Here is a 19,160-nt window from a genome sequence, read left to right on the forward strand (position 1 = left end):
CTATGCTTACTTTGCGATGGTTCGTCGCCGGGCTCCTGGCGGCGACGGTTTTCGTGGGCTGCGGGCAAAGCACTCCGGCAACCAAGGTGCAACCGCCCGATCCCAACCAAGAAATCCGATCGGCCTTGCAGCAAGTGGCCGAAACGGGCATCGTCGATAGCGGCCTGATGGTCGTGCGCGAGCGTTTGGAGGCGATGCGGGAAACGGACGCCCCCAAGGCCCAAGCCTTACTCCAAGACCTATCGCAGCTCGAATCGATGACCGGCAACCCGAACCAAGCCAAGGCCAAGGCCGCGGAAATGCTTGGAAAATTGTAGCCGCTCTTTCGGCGAAGAATCGATGAATTTTCTTGTGAAGCGAGCTGCAAGCATGCGATTACAGCTCCCTTTTTTCTAAACCTTTCATACACCTGACGATTTCCTTGAAAAAATTCGCTGAATATCGTACGTTTGAAAAGGAGATGGAGCTTCAGCGGATATAAAAGAATTTGCGTTAGTTTTTCTAATTTTTTTAAGGATGTTTTGCTATGACGCATTTCACTCATGCACAAGAAGCCGGAGTTTGGAAACGAAGGTCGAAGGGATTCACCCTCGTAGAATTGTTGGTGGTGATCGCCATCATCGGTATTTTGATCGCACTGTTGCTCCCGGCCGTACAAGCCGCCCGGGAGGCCGCTCGCCGGTCCCAGTGCACCAACAACCTCAAGCAGATCGGCCTGGCCCTCCAGAATTACCACGATACCTACAAGGTCTTTCCGGCCTTAGGGGTGCGAACCTGCCGAGGACGCTACTACTCGTGGGCCATGATGATTCTGCCCTATGTGGAACAGGCCCCGCTGTACCAGGCATACATGGCCCAGGCGATGACTCCAGCCGGCCTTCCCGAACCGTGGACGACCGATCCCAACCACGCCACTTGGGGCCCCTTCGTTCGCGATTATTGGCTGAAAGACATTCCGGCCTACCGCTGTCCTTCGGATCAACGGGTGACGAACCGTGGGGAAAGCCCTTCGCTTCTCAATTACAAGGGCTGCGTCGGCGACGATTACCACCAAAATCACTTCCGGCCGGACCAGAACGGGCGCGACAACCGCGGCGTATTCCAATGCGAGCGGTGGATCGGCATGGAATCCATCACGGATGGCACTTCGAACACGGTAGCGCTGGGTGAAATGGTTGCGGGCGGCGACCCCTACGACGTCTTGGGGGGTGTCGCACTCAACATGACCGCCTGGAATCCCGCGGCCTGCCTTGCCCGGGTCGATCCCACCAACCCCAAACGTTTGATCGCGCCGGTCCGCGCCGATTTTCGTCCGACGGGCGGTCGGGCTTGGGACGGCCGGCCTTATTTCGTCGGTTTCGCCACCATGGTGCGTCCCAACGGTCCAAGCTGCCACTGGGGCGGCGTGGACGGCAATGAACACATGGGCACCCTCTCCAGCTTCCATCCCGGCGGCGGAAACGTAGGCTTGGCGGACGGCTCCGTCCGTTTCATCTCCGAGACCATCGACACCGGCAACCAGGCCGTCGATGACGTCGATTCGCCCGGCTCCCGCCCGTCGCCCTGGGGCGTCTGGGGCGCGCTCGGCAGTCGCACCGGCGGCGAGACGGTGCAGATGCCGTGATCGTGGGTTTGATCACGCGGACTTCCCGTAGCCTTCGGCGGCGTCCTTGCACGGCGTCGCCGAGGGTGCTCTCCCGAATTACTCTCACTGGAAGGCTGGTACCATGCTCCAATTACGTTGGCTCAGCGTGCTGTGCGTTGCGGCATTATTGGTGGGATGTCAAAAAGGTCCCAAGACGGGAACCGTGGAGGGCATCGTTACCCTGGACGGCCAACCCCTCGCCGATGTCATGGTTACCTTTACGCCCGTCGAAGGCGGCATGGCTTCCACCGGAACGACGGATAATTCCGGCAAGTACACCTTGGTGTACCCGGGCGGCAAAGGCGCGGTGCTGGGAAAACATAAGGTCTCGGTGAGAACTCTGCCCAAGGCCCAAAACCCGGCCGAGGTCTCTTCCGATGATCCCAGCTACGAGGCCGCGTACTCGGGCGGCGCACAAAGCCCGAACACCACGGCCTCGGTCGAACCGATTCCGCCCAAATACAACGTCCAAACCGAGCTGGAGTTCGAGGTCAAGGCCGGGCACAACAAGATCGACCTGCCGCTGACCACGAATTGATCCCTTCCAGGCCGTGCGGCGGCTGGACGATCGACTGGGCGGGACGGCGCGAGGATGCCGCGCAACAGGCCCGAAAAGCGACCGCCCGCCTCCCATGACTGCCCGACCGGCAAGCGTCCGGTGCCGAAGCCTCGCAACAGGCCCGAAAAACCATCGGCCGCCTCATACCCATCACGACCAAGAACCCGGCCCCGCACGCTCGGGGCCGGGTTCTTCATTTCCATTCGCCGGTCCGGGGACGCCGTTGACGCCTCCCCTGGTAATTGCGATAATTAGGGTTCCATGCCTTCCGTGAAACGGAAAGCATCGCGGCCCCGTCGTCTAGCCAGGTTAGGACACAGGCCTTTCAAGCCTGCAACACGGGTTCAAATCCCGTCGGGGTCACTTTGAGTGATCGCACTGCTGCACTCTAGCGCGCGACGTCTTCTGCGGCGACCGCGCGCGTCATGCCGTCGTACTCCCAATTCGCTCGCTTCTTGCGGTTCCGACCTCGCTCTGAGGTGCCGCCTTGTCCGCTCGCTGAGCCGCGCTATCGCGCTGGTGGCATGCTTCTCCTCGGCAGGCGATAATTCATGAGCGCGGACGGTGCCGTGCTTTCCCGCTGCAACATTCGCCCGCTTTCAAGCCCCACGATCAAGGCGATGACACGATGCGCGACTTGATACCCGATGCTCTCTCCCCGGCGGTGTTTCGGCGGCTTGCGGCGATAAGCCTGCTTTTGGTCGGCGGGGCCGCAATGGCCGAGCCGCCGAGCCTTCCGGAGGGCGCTTGGCTGCCGCCTTTGGACCGCAACCACGTTTCCGCCGCCCGCGGGCTCCCCGACCGTTGGGCTGTCGGCGAGATCGACCGGAAGACCGGGGAATGGAAAGGTGGAGACCGGGCGGAAAACATCCTCTGGGCGTCGCGTCTGGGGAGCGAGACGTACGGTTCGCCCGTCGTTTGGAGGGACAAGGTCTTTTGCGCGACCAATAACGGGGCGGGCTACCTGCCGCGGTTTCCCGCCGAACAGGACCTGGGCTGCCTATTGGCGTTTTCGCGGGAAGACGGCCGCTTTCTGTGGCAATACTCGGCCGAGGTCCTTCCCGACTCGCAGCGCAACTGGCCGCTGCAAGGCATCTGCTCGACGCCGTGGATCGAGGGCGATCGGCTATGGATCGTCACGAACCGCGGAGGCGTGGCATGCCTGGATACCGAAGGATTTCTCGACGGCGAAGACGACGGCCCGACCGCCGACACGACACGGGACGACCACGAAGCGGACGTAGTCTGGGAGTTCGACATGATCGGCCGGCTGGGAGTCGTCCCGCGATTCATGACGTCCTCGGCACCCGCGGCGGTCGGACCGTGGATCTTCGTCGCCACCTCCAACGGCACGGACGACAAGGGGCGGGTCGCGAATCCCGATGCTCCCAGCTTGATCGCGCTGGATAAGACCGGCGGCGAACTGCAATGGGCGGATGCCTCGCCCGGCGCCAACATCTTGGAAGGGCAGTGGTCCAGCCCGGCCTTTGCCGTCATCGCGGGCGTGCCGCAGTTGATCTTTGGAGGAGGCGACGGGTGGGTCTACGCCTATGAAGTCGATACGGCGGGGAAGCGACCGCCCTCGCTCTTGTGGCGATTCGACGCGAACCCCAAGGCCGCACGATTTCGCGAGGCCGGGCTGGGAGATCGCGACTACTTGGTGGCTCCGCCGGTGGTTTGCGGGGATCGCGTTTACCTTGCGACCGGGTGCGATCCGCAGTGGGGCGAAGGGCAAGGGCGGCTGTGGTGCATCGATGCTCGGAAGCGCGGCGACCTCAGCGCGGAATTGGTCTTGGACTCCGCAAATCGGCCGGTACCGCCCCGCCGCGAGATCGCCGTGGACCCCGCGGCCGGTGAAAAGGTGGTGCCCAATCCCAACAGCGGAGTGATTTGGCTGTACACGGGCGACGACTTGGACGGCGACGGCAAGCGGGACGTGGAGGAAACCTTTCACCGCGCGCTCGCCGCGCCCGTCGTGACCGAAGGCCTGGTGTTCGCCGCGGACGCGACGGGTATCGTGCATTGCGTCGACGCGGAGAACGGGCGGCTGCTGTGGAGCCACGACATGTTCGCCGCCGTTTGGGGTACGCCGCTGGCCGCCGATGGAAAGGTGTACGTCAGCGACGAAGACGGCGATACCGTGGTTTTCGCCCTGGCCCGTGAAAAGACGGTCTTGGCCGAGAACGCGCTCGGCGAACCGATCTACACGTCTCCCGCCGCGATCGACGGCATCCTCTATTTCGCGGCGCAAAAGCACCTCTTCGCCATCGGGGCTCCGCCGCAGCGGTAGTCGGCATCAACAGCGGCAAACGGAATCATACGTTACCCGCGGCCTCCGCTTCCAATGCAGGGCGATCCAGAATGCGAATGGCGCCGCGACCCGCCGCCGCGATGATACCGGCGTCTTCCAGACGTTTGAGCGTGCGCGAGAGGGTTTCGCTCGTGATGTTGAGTTGCGACGCCAAGTGCTTTTTCAAGGAGGGCAGGCGAATGATCCCGCCGTCTGCCGCCGCCGCGAGCAGCCATCGGGCCAGGCGTCCGGCCGCGTCGCGGAGCGTGACGTCCTCCAGCAATCCCACCAGGTGCCGCGTCCACACGGTCAAACCGAGGAGCAGTTCCAGGCAGAGTTCGTGATCCTCATGCATCCAGCGGCGAAACGGATCCTGCGGCACCAGGGCGCAGAGGGCGGCGGTGACGGCCTCGGCGTTGGCCGGGCACTCGAATCCGCCGATGGCCGCCACCTCGGCGAAAGTCCCGCCGGGACCCACGATATGCAGCACCTGTTCCCGGCCTTGCGGCCCGCGCTGGAAGATGCGCACCAGGCCGCTTCCGACGATGTAGATACCCGGGCACGCCTGCCCCTGCCGGAAGATCAATTGTCCCTTGCGGAACTTGGCCAAACGCGACATCGCGAAGAGACGTCCGAACCGCTGCTCGTCCAGGCGGGAAAAAAAGGGGCAATTTTGAAGGATGTCGACCAGTTGCGACGCCATCGTCAGGTTCCGCGACTTTTTTTGAGAGAAATCGACGGCCGCTTGATCTAGATCAATTACCGGCCGGACGGCAAACCGTATTATACGAAAGAGCAGGCGGAACCGCGGTCGGCGATTCATCGTGCGAATCAACGCCGTTCCGCAAGCAGCGACCGACACGGGCCGCGCCTCGGCCCGAGGATTACCGGATTTCACGTTTTTGGAAAGGAGTATCGGGATGTTCTGCAACCAATGTGAACAGACGGCGAATTGCTCCGGCTGCGTGGTCAGCCCGGGGATTTGCGGTAAGGACCAGGACGTGCAGTCGTTGCAAGAGACGCTGCTGTACGGCCTGAAGGGTATGGCGGCGTACGCCAACCACGCGCGGCGCTTGGGCATGACCGATGAGTCGGTCAACGCCTTCATCGAGGAGGCCCTCTTCGCGACCATGACCAACGTCAATTTCGACCTGGAGAGCCTCTTGGAGTTGGTGCTGGAGTGCGGCAAGCACAACCTGCGCGTCATGGAGTTGCTGGACGAGGGCCATGTGCGGCGCTACGGCGAACCCTCCCCCACGACGGTGCAAGAGGGCACGCAAGCCGGGCCGGGGATCTTGATCACCGGGCACGACCTCCGCGATCTGGAGGACTTGCTGAAGCATTGCGAGGGGACCGACATCAAGGTCTACACGCACGGCGAAATGCTCCCCGCCCACATGTACCCCAAGCTCCGCGAGCACCCCAATCTGGCGGGTCACTACGGCGGGGCGTGGCAGAAGCAACGCCGCGAGTTCGAGGACTTCAGCGGTCCCATCGTGGCCACCACGAACTGCATCTTGATACCGAAGGACAGCTACAAGGATCGGGTCTTTACGACGCGGGTGACGGCCGTGCCGGGAGGCAAGCGGCTGAAGGGCGACGACTTCACGCCGGTGATCGAGGCCGCCAAGCGGTGCCCGCCCTTGCCCGATCACCGCACCGGCAGTTCCGTCGTGGGCTTCCATCACAACGTCATCCTGGGAATGGCCGACACCATCGTGCAGGCCGTCAAGGACGGCAAGATCAGCCGCTTTTTCGTGATCGGCGGTTGCGACGGGGCGGAGGTCGGCCGCAACTACTTCAGCGATTACGCCCGCGCCACGCCGCCCGACTCCTTCATCCTCACCCTGGGATGCGGCAAATACCGCATTCGCAACCACGATTACGGGACGTTACTGGGGCTGCCGCGGCTGTTGGACATGGGACAGTGCAACAACGCCTACGGGGCGATCAAGGTCGCGGTCGGGCTCGCCCAGGCCTTCAACTGCGGCGTCAACGACCTGCCGCTCACCCTGGTCGTGTCGTGGTTTGAACAGAAGGCGGTCGCCGTCCTGCTCACCCTGCTTTATCTGGGAGTGAAGGGGGTGACCATCGGCCCCAAGCCGCCGGCTTTCATCACGCCGAACGTGTTCCGCATCCTGCAAGAGAAATACGACCTGCGATTGATCGGTACCAACGCCGAGGCCGACTTGAAGCAGGTATTGGTCGCGGCGTAACGCGAATCGCCGTTCCCGAACGTTTCATCGTCACGGTCATGGGGGCGAATCGACCACGGTTCGCCCCTTTTCTGTGCTGCGGGCACCGCCTAAAGTTATGGCAGGACCGTGATGAGGTGAGACAGGGATTTTCTGGAGGCGGCCGGCCCGGTAGGAGATTCCGCCATGGCGGCTTCGCGCGAGAGCATCGTCCGCAGCAAAACACTGCGGGAAGCCGAGGGCTATTTGAGCCTGGGGATGCCGGAGCACGCGCTGCGAACGCTGGACCGAATCACCCCGAAGGAAGACGATTGGCTGTGGCGTCTGTTCCGCGGCGAGGCCCTTCGCGATTTGGGCCGCTTCGCCGAGGCCGTGCCCTTTTTGGAAGAGGTGATACGCCTCCGCCGCGATCGCCCGGAGGCCTATTTGGCTCTCGGATGGTGTCACAAACGTCTCGGCCGGATCGACTTGGCCTGCGCCGACTTGGAAGCGGCCTTGGCCGTGCGACCCGATCACGTCTTGGCGATCTACAATCTCGCCTGCTATTACAGTCTGGCGGGCAAGGTGGAGTCCGCCCTGGATTATTTGCGCCGGGCGCTGGAGTTGGAACCGGAGCTTCGGCTCGCCGTTCCCGAGGAAAGCGATTTCGATCCCATCCGCGACGACCCCCGCTTCGCCGCGCTCTTGAACGGCTAGATCGTTAGGGGCGCACCATCGCCTCCCGAACTGCGGCACGGCGAATCGCTTGGCGGAGGACGGCCGCGGTGACGACCAAAAGTCCCGCCGCAGACCAAAAGGGAAGCGAGGCCGCCAGTCCGCGTAACTGGAAGGCCGCCAAGACGCCGACAATACGGGCAACCGCGGAGAGGCTATTGGCCAAGCCGAACACGCGTCCCTGCCGCTCTTGGTCCGACTGTCGCGAGAGGAGTCCCTGGACGGCGGGTACGACGAAGGCCATGCCGGCCGCTACGACTCCCGCCGCCAGGATGACCAACACCGCGTCGGCCCAAGGTCCGTCCGCTCCCAGAGCCATCAACACGAACCCGCCCACGGCCGTAATCAGTCCGACCGCCGCCAAGCGACCTTCCGACCAACGGCGGGCCAGCGGCCGGACGACGACTCCCTGCATCACGGTCTGGATCAATCCGATCAGGGAGAACACCGCCAGCAAGGGCGCGCCGCCGTACTCCAAACCTAAAAGCGCCGCCAAAGTCACCGAGAGCGTGGCCTCGAATCCGGCGAGCGCGAAGACCGCGATGAACGTCGTCAGCAACAGCAGCAAGACGACCGGTTGCCGTGCGGTCTCCCGCCAAATCTCGAGATCCAGGATCCGGAACAGCCCGGCCTCCGCGGCGGATTCGACGGCGGTCGGCTCGGAGGCATCCGGCGAGGGCGCGGCCGAGGTGCGTCGGGCGGAGAGCGATTCCCGTAGCTTGAAAAACGCCAGCACCAGGGCCAAACCGGAAAACGTCGCGCCCGCCAGGCCCGGCCAGGGACTGAGCGCCGCGTTCCGGGCATCACTCAACAGCAGCGTGCCCGCCCCCAGCAAAGGCCCAAACGTGAAGCCGAGACCGAAGGCGGCGCCGATCAGGGCCATGCCGCTCGCCCGCCGTTGCGGCGGCGTGACGTCCGCGATGTAGGCTTGCGCGGTGCCGATGGTCGCGCCCATGATACCGGCCCCGATCCGTGACAAAAACATCCCCGGCAGGCTGCCGTAAAAACACGCCAAACCGAAGAGACCGTAACAGATCGTCGAGCCGGTCAGGCCGAGCAAAAGGACGGGACGGCGCCCCACGCGATCGGATAGCTTGCCCCAGTACGGGCTGAAGACGAACTGCATCAGGGAAAAGCAGGTCATCAGCAGGCCGAGTATCGCATTGGCGGCCGCCTCGGAATAGCCCTGCAAGAGATGCTCGGCATACACCGGCACCAGCGGAAGGACCATGCCGAAACCCAGCAGGTCCACAAAGACCACCAAAAATACGATCAGCAAACCGGTTCGATCGCCGTTGCGCCGGGCATCCGACCGGCCGCACGACGCGACGGACGAATCCGCGGTATCGGATTCAAGCGCACTGAAAACCATGTTGCAACCATTGCCTTTGCGACTTTGGGAACGTGAGAACCGGAGCATCCGCTCCACACCGACGTGTCGGCGGTTCGAATCGCTTCGGATCAAGGCCGGCTCGGCATCGCCCCGGATGTAAGGCGGTGAACGGCCGGCATTGGACCGGCATTGGATTCGAAACCCAATTTTACGCAAGACGCCGAACTCCGGCACGCTTGGGCGGGGATATTGTTCTCGCGCGCCTGCCGGACGACAATCGGCGAAGAGCATCCAAGAACCGTGCCGTCGACGTTTGGCATCGGGCGGACACGTCGTTCCGCCGCGCGCCGTGCTCGGAAACCGGCAGCCGCCCCCGGCCGGCGGCGAAAGAACTTGCCGGAGACTCGCCATGGACCGTGATTCTTCTCTGCCTCGCCCGCTGGACGTTTGGGAATGCCGGCGTCAATTTCCCGCCTTGAGCAAGCGTGAAAACGGCCTGCCGGTGACTTTCTTCGACGCCGCGGCCGGAACGCAAGTCCCGCACGAGGTTCTCGACGCCGTCGTCCGTTACCTCGTGGAAACCAACGCCAACCACGGCGGCATGTTCGCCACCAGCCGGGAAAGCGACGCCCTCTTGCTTGCCGCCCGAGCCGCCCTGGCCGACTTCCTGGGAACGGATGATCCCGACACGATCGTATTCGGCGCGAACATGACCACCTTGACGTTCGCGTTTTCCCGGGCGCTTGCCCGCACATGGAAGCCGGGCGATGAAATCCTGTTGACCCGCCTGGAGCACGATGCCAACTTCACCCCTTGGGTCCGAGCGGCGGAGGAGGCCGGCGTGCAGGTGCGCGTCGCGAATATTCGGCCGGAGGAAGGCACGTTGGACCTGGACGATTTCGCCCGAAAGCTCACCCCGCGGACGCGTCTGGTCGCGGTAACGGCGGCCTCCAACGCCATCGGGACGCTCACGCCCATCCCGGATATTGTTCGGCATGCCCACGCCGCGGGGGCCTTGGTCTTCGTCGATGCCGTGCATTACGCGCCCCACCGATCGATCGACGTGGCCGGCTGGGACGCCGATTTCCTCGTCTGTTCGGGATACAAGTTCTTCGCCCCGCATATGGGTGTTTTGTGGGGCAAGCGTCGGTTCTTGGAGTCCTTGCCGGCGTACAAAGTGCGTCCCGCTCCGAACGGGCTTCCCGATCGCTGGATGACCGGGACGCAAAATCACGAAGGAATCGCCGGCGCGGCGGCGGCCGTGGAGTATTTGGCGGAAATCGGACGACGGTGCGATCCCCTCGCAACAGGCCGCAGGGCCGCCCTCCAAGCAGCTTTTCATGCCATTGCCCAACACGAACAAGGGTTGGTCGCGGCCCTGCTGCAAGACCTGGCCGATTGCCCGGGGATTCGTGTTTGGGGTATTCCCACGGCCGACGCCGAGCGCCGTGTGGCGACCGTCTCGATCACGCACAGCCGGTTGCGTGCCCGGGAACTGGCAGAATACCTGGCCGCGCGGTCGATCTTCACCTGGCATGGTAACTTCTACGCCTTGCCGTTGACGGAGGTCTTGGGCGTGGAGCCGGACGGCTTGCTGCGGATTTCGATGGTGCACTACAATACCCACGAAGAAGTTGCCCGCCTGATTTCCGCCCTCCGTGAACTCGGCCCTTGACTGAGCGAATTTCCCTTTCCGTGCCGCCGAGGTTTCCGCGATGTTGAGCTCAAACCGGTTGATGTTTGGTATCGCCGCGCTGTTGTGTACCTGCACGACGGCTCCGGCTTGGGCCGGCGACGCCGAAGGCGGTACCACTTCCTGGACCGACTGGAGTCTCCGGAACGCCGCGCTCGTTCCAAACGCCGACTCGGACCAACCCCCCGCCCTGCTCTGCCAAGACGCGGGAGCCTCGGCCGTTCGCACGTTCCTCGCCTGGCCCAACACGCCGTTCCGCGCGAAGGTGCGCGTTCGCATGGAGGACGTGCAGCCCATGGCGGGCGGCGGCTTTGCCTATGCCGCGGTCTACGAATTCGACGAAAACGGCGAACTGATCGCGTTTCGTGATTTCGTTCAGACGACGGGTACCCACGACTGGACCGAGTTGGAGACCGAAGGAAAGACCCACGAACACACGTTTTCCGTCGAGTTGCGCCTGGGGCTTTATCAGGCGACGGGAAAGGCCTGGTTCGAACCGGCACGTTGGACCTGGATGACCGATCCGAACGCCATCACCGATGAGCGCAAAGGCTCGCATTTCCCCAATACGGCGCTAATCCTGGATGAGCCGGAATTCCCCGGCAATCCCGCCGCTCCCGATCCCCGGGGCTTGGCCGATCTGCTGGCGCAGGCGGGCTACCGGCCCCGTTTCATCCGGGCGGAGGACCTGACCTCGGCCGCGGCGTGGGAAAAGGCAACCGCCGACGCCGCCTTGCTGGTCCTCCCCAACGGACCCTGTTTTCCCATCGAGGCACGACGAGGGTTGCTCGCCCTTTTGTGCCAAGGCGTTGACCTGCTCTCCTTCGGCGGTTATCCATTCGACATGCCCTTGCGGCACACGGAACAGGGCTGGGAAATTGTCGATTTGACGCAGCCCAGCAGGATCACGCTTCTCAACCGCGATCCCGGCTTCGAAACGGTTTCCGAGCCGGGACGCCCGGCGGCGTGGCACGACGCGACGGGCAACCCTTGCCCCATCGTAACCGGCGAAGCGGCGGAAGGGGTTCGCTGCGCCCTGGTTCAAGGGCAAGACGGTGAAGGCCTGAGCTACACGCAAACCGTGACCGCTGTCAAAGCGGGTCAATGGCTGCGACTTTCCGGCCGGATCAAGGCCGTGGACATACAAGGCGCCGGCTACGCCTTTCTCGCTTATTACCCCATGGCCGGAGGCGAGTGGCGATCACCCGGGGATATCGCCCAAGTGCGAACCGCCCGTGATTGGCGGTCATCGACTCGCCAGTGGCAGTCGTTCACCCAAGACTTCCGCGTTCCGCCGGGCGTGGACCGAGTGGAGATTCGGTTCGGGCTGTATCGCGCCTCCGGGACGGCCTATTTCGACGACATTCGGCTGGAGGAGGTCGAATACGCGCCGCGTTTGAACACGCGATACGGACGTCCGAGTGACGGATTGCTCGTATCGCCTTGGCAACTTGGCATGTGCGATGCGGATTACCCACTGCGGCGAACGGCCCGCCTGACCGCGCCCGGCTGGGAAGCCGCCGTCGCCGCCGGAGGCTTTTCCGCAGTGGGCGTCTTGAACGGGAATGCCCGCTGGATCCCGCTCGCGGCTGCCGAAGATCGCTTCGGTCGACAATGCGGCACGGCGGGCGCGATGATCGTGCACGCCGCGGGGCGATTCCCCGGTTCGACGTGGACCTTTTTCGGCGTGGACAACGTGGACCTCACTCAACTTCCCGGCTTCGGGGAACGTGTCCTTCTGCCGGCCCTATCGCGTATGCGACGCGGCCTCTTTCTCCACCGCGTGCAAAGCCGCTTGGCCTGTTATCGTCCGGGAGAACCGGTGGAAATCTCCTGTTCGGCCCGGCATCTTGGAACCGAGGCTTTCGCCGGATTCCTGACGTGGCGCTGCTCCGCGGAAGACTCGGCCGAGGTGTTGGACGAAGGACGGCAGGAGGTCCGCCTAACGCCGGGAGAGACCGCCGTGTGGACGATCCCGCTGGAAAAGGCCGCGGCTTCCTCCGGATTGCACCGCGTCGCCGTCCGCTTGCAAGACGCTTCCGGCAACATCTGGGACGAGCTGTCGGCCGGGTTCGTCGTTTGGGACGGAAAAAACTTTGCCCACAACATATCGTTCAGCTACGCCGACAACTATTTTACCTGGGACGGCCGGCCCGCATTTCTCTGCGGCACCACCACGTGGTCGAACTGGTTCTTCTCGCCGTCGCAATCGGACCCGCTCTTTTGGGCCGCGGAACTCGCCCGGATGGCCGACTACGGAATACGCATCAACGCCAACTTGCAGACCTGGTGGACTCCGCCGTACGAACTGACCGAGCAAGATTGGCGGAAGCTGGACGCCGCGATCTATTTATCCCACCGCGCGGGCGTGATTCATCGAGCAGGGCTTTTCATCGGACAGGATGTGGCCGTCGATGACGCCCTCTTGGAGCGGCAGGCACAATTTACGGCCGCCTTTGCCGCGCGCTATCGTCAAGCCGAAGGACTGATCTACTATCTCAACGGGGATTATCAACTCCGACCGCAGTCGCCGGAACAACAGCAACTGGATTGGCAGCTAGCCCAAACGCGCCATTGGAATGAGCGATTGACCGGCGCCCTACGGTCGGTCGATCCTCGCCATCCGATCGTTAGCGAATACTATCAGAATCCGAGCGGCGGACTGGACGTACGGCAAACCTTGGACGGCCTGGACATGGCCGAGATCGGCTATTTCGACAAGCCGGACCGCGACCTGAGCCGATTCCCCGCCGTGTTCAAAATGACCGATCATCGCCTTCGGGGAAAATCGGCGGCCGTCGGCGAATTCGGGGTCAAGACGCATCCCGCTTGGGAGCCCAGCCTCGGCGGCGGGGGATACCACATACGGCGGAGCGTGGAACAGCAGAATCGCTTATTCCTGACACTGCCGCAGCTCACCTTCGGCTTGGGCGGAGCTACCGCCCGAAATTGGTGCTGGCGGGACGATGATGATCGCATCTTTCCCTGGGGTTTAACCCACACCTGTGACGGAGTCCCCAGAGACGCCCTGCGGTACTACCGCGCCGCCGCCTTGTTGCTCCTCCGGCTGCAACCGCGATGGACGAAGCCGGAAGTCGTGCTGGTGGCCTCCGATAGCTCACGGCGGACGGTCAACGACGGGTTCTCGCCGTACGATTTGGCCGCGGCCGATGTGCTTGTCCGCCTGGGCGTCGATTTTGCCGTCGTCAGTGATTTGGATCTTCGGGAAGGGGATTTGCGCGGGGTCAAGGCGGCGTTCGTCCCCAGCGAAACCGTCTCCGACAGTGCCGCACAAATCCTCAACTCTCTGGAGCAAGCCGGAAGCCTCACGGTGTGCCGTCAGCATCCGGCGGCAATGGCCGATTCGCCCACCGATCAGCAAGCGGAATCCCTGTTTCTCCCGCTGCCCGAGGTGCGACGGCGTTGGGCCGATCTGCTCGACCGAGCCCGTGTGGCGCGTGTGCGGGTGCGACCGGACGACCCGGCCATAGCCGTGATGCCCGTCGCATTGCAAGACGGTGCCGCCGTAGTGCTGGTCAACACCGGCGAACAAATGCAGCGGTTGCAGGCCGCCTTCCCCGATGGAAAATCGGTGGAAATGAGCCTGGCCCCCTGGGAGCCGGGCTTGGCGGCGTGGAACTCGGCAGGCGACGTCCTCGCCCTGGAAGGCGGATCGGTGCTAAGTTGCGACGGGCGGCAAGTGGCTGAATCCGACGGCCACCTCTTACTGTGGTCGGTGGAAACGCCGCATGATCGCGATACCGACGTTCGCACCGCCCCGGATATCTTTCTCGTCCCCACGACCGCCCGCAACATCCATCTGATGCGTGCCGACGATGGTTTCGACACGGCCGAAGTGGGTGAATTCCGAAAGGGAAGCTGGCACCGACTGGAGGAGATTCCACTCCAGGCCGCTGAAGGCGGAATCCGCCTACAAGTCCCTGCCGATTGCCGGGGCGAGTTGATTCGCATCCGCAGGCGCTGACCGTCTCGGCGATCCGTCGAGGAACACGGGCCCATGCGGCGCTCGCCGCGACGCATCGCTTGCTGATCAGGCGAGATCGTGGCAAGCCGAGCGGGAAAAGCCTCGCCCGTCGATCATTCGGCGTGCATCTTAGGATCGGGGAGCGGGACGATGCTTTCCGTTACGACGGCCGCACCCCCGACCGCAAAGGCTTGCGGTTCGTGGGGTTCCGCGTGCCACGGATACTCGAAGTAGTGGCGGTAGTTATACGGCGCCCGATAGTAGTATCCGTGAAAGGCCGGGTAACGGTGGATGGTTCGTGGGTTGCCGGGATAGCAGCCGAATCGCGGCTGATAGCAGGTCTGCGGCATCGGGCCGAACCAATCGCCCAGCCATGTCTTGCCGGTAGCCGAGTTGAGGTGCCCTGCTTTGGCAACGGGCACGGCCGCCGAACCGTCGCCGTAAACTGCCTCCTCCGTCGCAAGGTATCCGGACGAAACCGACTGGCCGTACGCCTCGGTTACGCCGAGTAAGATGGCCAAAGTGATGACGGCCGCTCGCATGAAATCGTCCTTTACCGTTCTTGATCCAAACCGCTGTGGAAGTTTCAACGTGGGAGCACTCACCTGCCGCGCAAGCGCGGCACCACCCCGCCCTATGGTATAGCCCGCAAAACAGCCCGCGCTGCCGCGGACAGAGTTTTCGTTTCTACTGACAAAAATCGGCTTGGAGAGGCCCTGCGGACAGAAAATCACTCCGCCGCCGTCAAAGATTCGCATAACCACGGAACCCAGCATTAAAGCAGGTATCAACCCCCTATTAAGAGTATGTTTCCGTGCGAATGCCTAACCGGCGGTGAACGCGCAAGGTCGGATTGTTCCGGTTTTGCGTTCCAAACCGCCGACAATCACCACCCGCGACACCCAAAACGTGGAGAAAGTAAGGATCAAGGTTGAAGAAATGGGTTGGCTAGGTAATATGGAAAACCAAGCAAGCGACGTTGTCGCAGCTTAACAGAGCGACGGCCGTTGTACCGCATCGAAAACATGATGGTGTTCGCCGCTTATTACACTCGTTTGGGGAATTCGCGAGATACCGCCTCGTCAAGCGACTGATTCTTTTCTCTTCACGTCGGTAAGGCGATCCGGCGGATGGCGAGCAGCCGTCGCGCCCGTTCGGCCCGGCACTGCGGCTGTAACCACCAAGAGTGCGGCCGAACGCTTCCGCCGGAGAGGCTTCGTCGAATAGAACTTGCCGGAGACGATCTGCTCATGGATTCCGCTCTCGTCGTCATCTCCAAAGACCGTGCGTTGGTGGAAGAGCTGCGTCAAGCGACCGCGGATCGCTTCGACGTGATCGCCATCGACTCGCTCGAAGCCGGCTGCACGGTCCTCCCCGCGGAAATCCGTCCCGCCGTCGTGGCGCACATCTCGCGCAACATGGTCAACGGCTATCGTCCGCAGGAATTCTTCCGGCGATTGCGGGAGGTCGAATCCGCCGCGCCGATCCTTGCCGTTCTGGACGACGGCTGCCCCCCGGAAATCCGAGAGAAGGCCGCGGAAAACGTCCAAGCCTTTTTGCAGCGGCCGTTTCAAACGGAGCGGCTTTTGAGCTTGATCCGGGCGCACTCGCCGCTGGAATACGAACTCGCGGAGTACTTGCGTCGGCGTCCGCACCGGGTTCTTCGTGGAAGGTGCCGGAGCTACGCCACCTTTTCCCCGCGCATGTTCGACATGATGGACGAGCTTCGCGTGGCCGCTCAACACGACGTGACGATCCTCTTAAGCGGCGAGACGGGTTCCGGAAAGAGCAGCCTTGCCCGGGTCATTCACGATATGTCGGGTCGTTCCGCCGGTCGCTGCCTGACCGTGGCCTGCGGCGCCTTGCCGCCCAATCTCATCGAGAGCGAGCTGTTCGGTCACGTCAAAGGGGCGTTCACCGGCGCGGACGGCGAACGGCAAGGAAAATTCGCCGCCGCCCAAGACGGAACCTTGCTCCTGGACGAAATCGACGTCCTGCCGCCCGACCAGCAAGCCAAACTCTTGCGGATCATCGAGACGGGCGAGTACGAACCAGTCGGAAGCAACGACACGCGGATTTCCACCGCCCGACTCATCGCGGCGACGAACACCGATCTGGAACAGCTCGTTCGAGAGGGCAAATTCCGTCGCGACCTCTACTACCGGTTGAATATCCTGAGTTTTCGCATTCCTCCGTTGCGGGAGCGCCCGCACGATGTGGAATACCTGGCTCTCCGCTTTGCGGCCCAGCACTCCAAAGCTCTCAAAGTGCGTATCGAATCCATCGAGCCGAGATTCACGGCCGCATTGCTGGCCCACTCTTGGCCCGGCAATGTACGCGAGCTGGAAAACGTCATGCGCCGGGCCGTCTTGTACTGTCGTGACGGGGTTTTGCGCCCCTGCGACCTGCCCAGCACCATCCGCGGCGCACTCGAGGAAGAACCGAGCCTTGCCCCGGACTTCGGCTGGACGGCGGGGGGAACTCTGGCGGAACAACTGGAGGCCGCCGAGCGCCGCATTCTTGCGGAAACGCTGCGACGCAACGGCTATCACCGCCAGGACACCGCCCGAGAATTGGGTATCTCCCGTATCACGCTCTACCACAAAATGCGGAAGTACGGCCTATTCGAATGCATGGCGGAGACGGCGTGAGTCGGAAAGCGACCGAACCGCCGGACCGACGAGAACCAGCTTGCGGATTGTCGACAAAAAGGCCCGAGCGTCCCGCAACGACGGCAGGGACCCTCGGGCCGTGCACTCTTCTTGGGCCGCGCCCGCCCGAAGGCCGACGCGATGCCCCGCATGTGGGATCAGAAGCCGTCCGGAGAGAACCCTTGGCCGGCCCCCGCCATCCTCTTCCGTACGGCGGCGCCGATCAGCTTCAGCACGTCCTCGCCGATTTCGATTCGCGTGAGCGATCCGTTGGCGATCAGCTTGCCTTCGGCGCGAATCTTGTCTCGGTCGCCGCTCATACCGCTGAGCAATTCCTCGAGCTCAGCCCCGTCGGGGCCTTCATCCGAAAGAGCCAACGCAAACTCCAAGAGCGGCTTCAGCGCGATCCGCAACCGCGTTGAGACATCCACAGGCTGCCGATCCACCGACGCATCGAGCGCGGCCTTCAGGTCGTCGACCGCGTTGCTCCCCGCCGCAAAGTAGATCGCATGTTCGCCCACGCCGAGCACCGCTTGCATGTCCTTGCCTTCGAGGAACTCGGCGAATTGCGGCGATTCCTCGGCGATCGCCGCATTGGGCAATTGGAGAACATGGAAGCGAACGCCGGCATGGGTTTCGGCATCCAACTTCACAATCTCGGCCAATTCGGGGTTCTGCTGCTTGGCCTCGTTGAAAAACTCCTTCACCCGCGTCTCCAGGGCAGCAGGATCGTCGAGCACGATACCGCCCACGATCGCGAGTTTCTCCCCGGTCAGGGAGCCGGACAGGGCGATATCCGCCCCCTGCTTCTCCATCGTGGCCGCCAACTGCGAGAAGACCTGATCCACGATCTCCATGACCAGCTTGCGCTCCTTGGCGTTCAGGTCACCGTCCTTTTTCAGGCCGGCGGAGATCAGTTTCTTGTAATCTTCCAATTGTTGCTTCATCAATTGCACGGACTCGGGGGTGTACTTGGCGACGGTCTGCAAGACCAACGTGTCGTCCGATCGGAGGAAGCCCGCCAAGGCGGTCGTCAAATTGTTATTCGCTTCCAACTGCCGCGACATCTTCGTGTTGGGCAGGACGGTCATTTGCAAATCCAGGCCGAGGGTGCCGGCCGAACCGTCTAAGTTCATACCGACCGTGATCGTATCGAGTTCGTTGAGGGCGTCTTGCACCTGTGCCAGCGACTGCATGGCCATCCGCTGTTGCAGTTCGAACTCCTCCGGCGACTGCCCCGGCTCCGGTTGCATGCCCTGCTGCATGCCCTGTTGAATCATGGCCAGGCCGAGCTGCCGGTACATCGGGGGGATGCTCTGGATGTTGACCTTGACGGCTACATCGTAGCTGCCGGCCAACTCTTGCAACACGGCGGGATCGGCCGGGACCGCCGCCAGCGACTCTTTGCTCATACCCAGCACGACCCAACCGTTCCTCTCGACCGCGAAAAACGTCTGCTGCGGCCCTTGAACGGCGTAGACATCCCCTTGTTTCTGGGCCGTGATACCGAGCTGCGACAACAGCTTCAAAAGATCGTCGAGCTTGGTGACGGGCACCAGTCCGAAAACGTGGAAGTCCATGCCGTCGGTCTGGACGACGACGCCGGCCGGTCGCTTGGCGTCCAGACCGGGAATGCCATCACCACCGCCGGTCTGGGCGGCGATCATGGCCTTCATCATCTGGCCCAGTTCCGGATTGCCCGCCAATTTCCCGACGTATTCCGCATCCTCCATCAGCCGATCCACGCCGCCGATCGCCACGGCGCCCACCGTTTGCACGGCGGTATTCTGGGCCGCGGCAACAGCGGGCAGGCCCAACAGCGCAATCGCGCCGCAGACTGCGGCCGCGCCAAACATAGCCTTCAATCGAGACATTGCGGTTTCCTTTCTACATCCATTTCACCAAAAGCTACGGCCGCATGCCCATTCGGGCAACATCCATACGCATTCCGATTCAACGTCTACACCTTTTCTCGCCGGACGGTTACCAGAAGTTTTTCCCAATATCCGATCCGGCAACATCGCGTGCGTTCGCCCAATCCTTTCGGCGGTCACCCCATTTCCAGCACGCAGCGGGGCAGACTCGCACGCCTCGC

The 19,160-nt window shown here is 63.0% G+C and carries 13 protein-coding genes and 1 tRNA gene; 10 read left to right on the top strand and 4 right to left on the bottom strand.

Going from position 1 to position 19,160, the window contains the following annotated elements:
- Positions 1-2 precede the first annotated feature (2 nt).
- The 5 genes from ACZ5B4_RS10250 (at position 3) to ACZ5B4_RS10270 (ending at position 4,494) form a co-directional block, all read left to right on the top strand.
- Positions 3-317 carry a hypothetical protein gene (locus tag ACZ5B4_RS10250; protein ID WP_464911133.1) on the top strand — a complete coding sequence of 105 codons (315 nt, stop codon included), beginning with the start codon at positions 3-5 and terminating at the stop codon, positions 315-317.
- Positions 318-526: 209 nt separating this feature from the next.
- Positions 527-1,624, top strand: coding sequence for a DUF1559 family PulG-like putative transporter (locus tag ACZ5B4_RS10255; RefSeq protein WP_464911134.1), 1,098 nt, complete (start codon positions 527-529; stop codon positions 1,622-1,624).
- Positions 1,625-1,727: 103 nt separating this feature from the next.
- A complete protein-coding gene (locus ACZ5B4_RS10260) occupies positions 1,728-2,183 on the top strand; it encodes a carboxypeptidase-like regulatory domain-containing protein (RefSeq protein ID WP_464911135.1) in 456 nt (151 codons plus the stop codon).
- 310 nt (positions 2,184-2,493) lie between these two features.
- A tRNA-Glu gene (locus ACZ5B4_RS10265) sits at positions 2,494-2,567 on the top strand.
- Positions 2,568-2,832: 265 nt separating this feature from the next.
- Complete coding sequence (locus tag ACZ5B4_RS10270; RefSeq protein ID WP_464911136.1) at positions 2,833-4,494, top strand: outer membrane protein assembly factor BamB family protein; 1,662 nt, start codon at positions 2,833-2,835, stop codon at positions 4,492-4,494.
- Positions 4,495-4,519: 25 nt separating this feature from the next.
- Here the strand turns inward: ACZ5B4_RS10270 and ACZ5B4_RS10275 are convergent, their stop codons facing one another.
- A complete protein-coding gene (locus tag ACZ5B4_RS10275) occupies positions 4,520-5,197 on the bottom strand; it encodes a Crp/Fnr family transcriptional regulator (protein ID WP_464911137.1) in 678 nt (225 codons plus the stop codon).
- Positions 5,198-5,414: 217 nt separating this feature from the next.
- Here ACZ5B4_RS10275 and hcp point away from each other — a divergent pair, with 217 nt between their 5' ends.
- Both hcp and ACZ5B4_RS10285 read left to right on the top strand, forming a co-directional pair.
- Positions 5,415-6,710, top strand: a complete 1,296-nt coding sequence (hcp, locus tag ACZ5B4_RS10280; RefSeq protein WP_464911138.1) for a hydroxylamine reductase — start codon at positions 5,415-5,417, stop codon at positions 6,708-6,710.
- 165 nt (positions 6,711-6,875) lie between these two features.
- Entirely contained in the window at positions 6,876-7,385 is a 510-nt protein-coding gene (locus ACZ5B4_RS10285; protein ID WP_464911139.1) for a TPR end-of-group domain-containing protein, read from the top strand.
- A gap of 4 nt (positions 7,386-7,389) precedes the next feature.
- On the opposite strand, the gene ACZ5B4_RS10290 is transcribed toward ACZ5B4_RS10285, so the two are convergent.
- Positions 7,390-8,775 (bottom strand): MFS transporter, encoded by a 1,386-nt coding sequence (locus tag ACZ5B4_RS10290; protein WP_464911140.1) that lies wholly within the window; start codon positions 8,773-8,775, stop codon positions 7,390-7,392.
- 370 nt (positions 8,776-9,145) lie between these two features.
- On the opposite strand from ACZ5B4_RS10290, the gene ACZ5B4_RS10295 reads away from it, so the two are divergent.
- Positions 9,146-10,411, top strand: a complete 1,266-nt coding sequence (locus tag ACZ5B4_RS10295) for a cysteine desulfurase-like protein (RefSeq protein ID WP_464911141.1) — start codon at positions 9,146-9,148, stop codon at positions 10,409-10,411.
- 40 nt (positions 10,412-10,451) lie between these two features.
- A complete protein-coding gene (locus tag ACZ5B4_RS10300; protein WP_464911142.1) occupies positions 10,452-14,414 on the top strand; it encodes a glycoside hydrolase 5 family protein in 3,963 nt (1,320 codons plus the stop codon).
- A 113-nt stretch (positions 14,415-14,527) separates the two neighbouring features.
- Here ACZ5B4_RS10300 and ACZ5B4_RS10305 read toward each other — a convergent pair whose 3' ends face one another.
- Positions 14,528-14,956, bottom strand: coding sequence for a hypothetical protein (locus ACZ5B4_RS10305; protein ID WP_464911143.1), 429 nt, complete (start codon positions 14,954-14,956; stop codon positions 14,528-14,530).
- Positions 14,957-15,664: 708 nt separating this feature from the next.
- Between ACZ5B4_RS10305 and ACZ5B4_RS10310 the strand changes: the two genes are divergently transcribed.
- Positions 15,665-17,065, top strand: a complete 1,401-nt coding sequence (locus ACZ5B4_RS10310; RefSeq protein WP_464911144.1) for a sigma-54 interaction domain-containing protein — start codon at positions 15,665-15,667, stop codon at positions 17,063-17,065.
- 158 nt (positions 17,066-17,223) lie between these two features.
- Here the strand turns inward: ACZ5B4_RS10310 and ACZ5B4_RS10315 are convergent, their stop codons facing one another.
- A complete protein-coding gene (locus ACZ5B4_RS10315; protein ID WP_464911145.1) occupies positions 17,224-18,939 on the bottom strand; it encodes a hypothetical protein in 1,716 nt (571 codons plus the stop codon).
- Between the last annotated feature and the right edge of the window lie 221 nt (positions 18,940-19,160).

This window comes from Thermogutta hypogea (assembly GCF_055386265.1).

Coding starts and splice junctions, on each gene's coding strand:
- ACZ5B4_RS10250 (WP_464911133.1), top strand. CDS start 3: ATGCTTACTTTGCGATGGTTCGTCGCCGGGCTCCTGGCGGCGACGGTT.
- ACZ5B4_RS10260 (WP_464911135.1), top strand. CDS start 1,728: ATGCTCCAATTACGTTGGCTCAGCGTGCTGTGCGTTGCGGCATTATTG.
- ACZ5B4_RS10295 (WP_464911141.1), top strand. CDS start 9,146: ATGGACCGTGATTCTTCTCTGCCTCGCCCGCTGGACGTTTGGGAATGC.
- ACZ5B4_RS10315 (WP_464911145.1), bottom strand. CDS start 18,939: ATGTCTCGATTGAAGGCTATGTTTGGCGCGGCCGCAGTCTGCGGCGCG.
- ACZ5B4_RS10255 (WP_464911134.1), top strand. CDS start 527: ATGACGCATTTCACTCATGCACAAGAAGCCGGAGTTTGGAAACGAAGG.
- ACZ5B4_RS10290 (WP_464911140.1), bottom strand. CDS start 8,775: ATGGTTTTCAGTGCGCTTGAATCCGATACCGCGGATTCGTCCGTCGCG.
- ACZ5B4_RS10270 (WP_464911136.1), top strand. CDS start 2,833: ATGCGCGACTTGATACCCGATGCTCTCTCCCCGGCGGTGTTTCGGCGG.
- ACZ5B4_RS10310 (WP_464911144.1), top strand. CDS start 15,665: ATGGATTCCGCTCTCGTCGTCATCTCCAAAGACCGTGCGTTGGTGGAA.
- ACZ5B4_RS10285 (WP_464911139.1), top strand. CDS start 6,876: ATGGCGGCTTCGCGCGAGAGCATCGTCCGCAGCAAAACACTGCGGGAA.
- ACZ5B4_RS10275 (WP_464911137.1), bottom strand. CDS start 5,197: ATGGCGTCGCAACTGGTCGACATCCTTCAAAATTGCCCCTTTTTTTCC.
- hcp (WP_464911138.1), top strand. CDS start 5,415: ATGTTCTGCAACCAATGTGAACAGACGGCGAATTGCTCCGGCTGCGTG.
- ACZ5B4_RS10305 (WP_464911143.1), bottom strand. CDS start 14,956: ATGCGAGCGGCCGTCATCACTTTGGCCATCTTACTCGGCGTAACCGAG.
- ACZ5B4_RS10300 (WP_464911142.1), top strand. CDS start 10,452: ATGTTGAGCTCAAACCGGTTGATGTTTGGTATCGCCGCGCTGTTGTGT.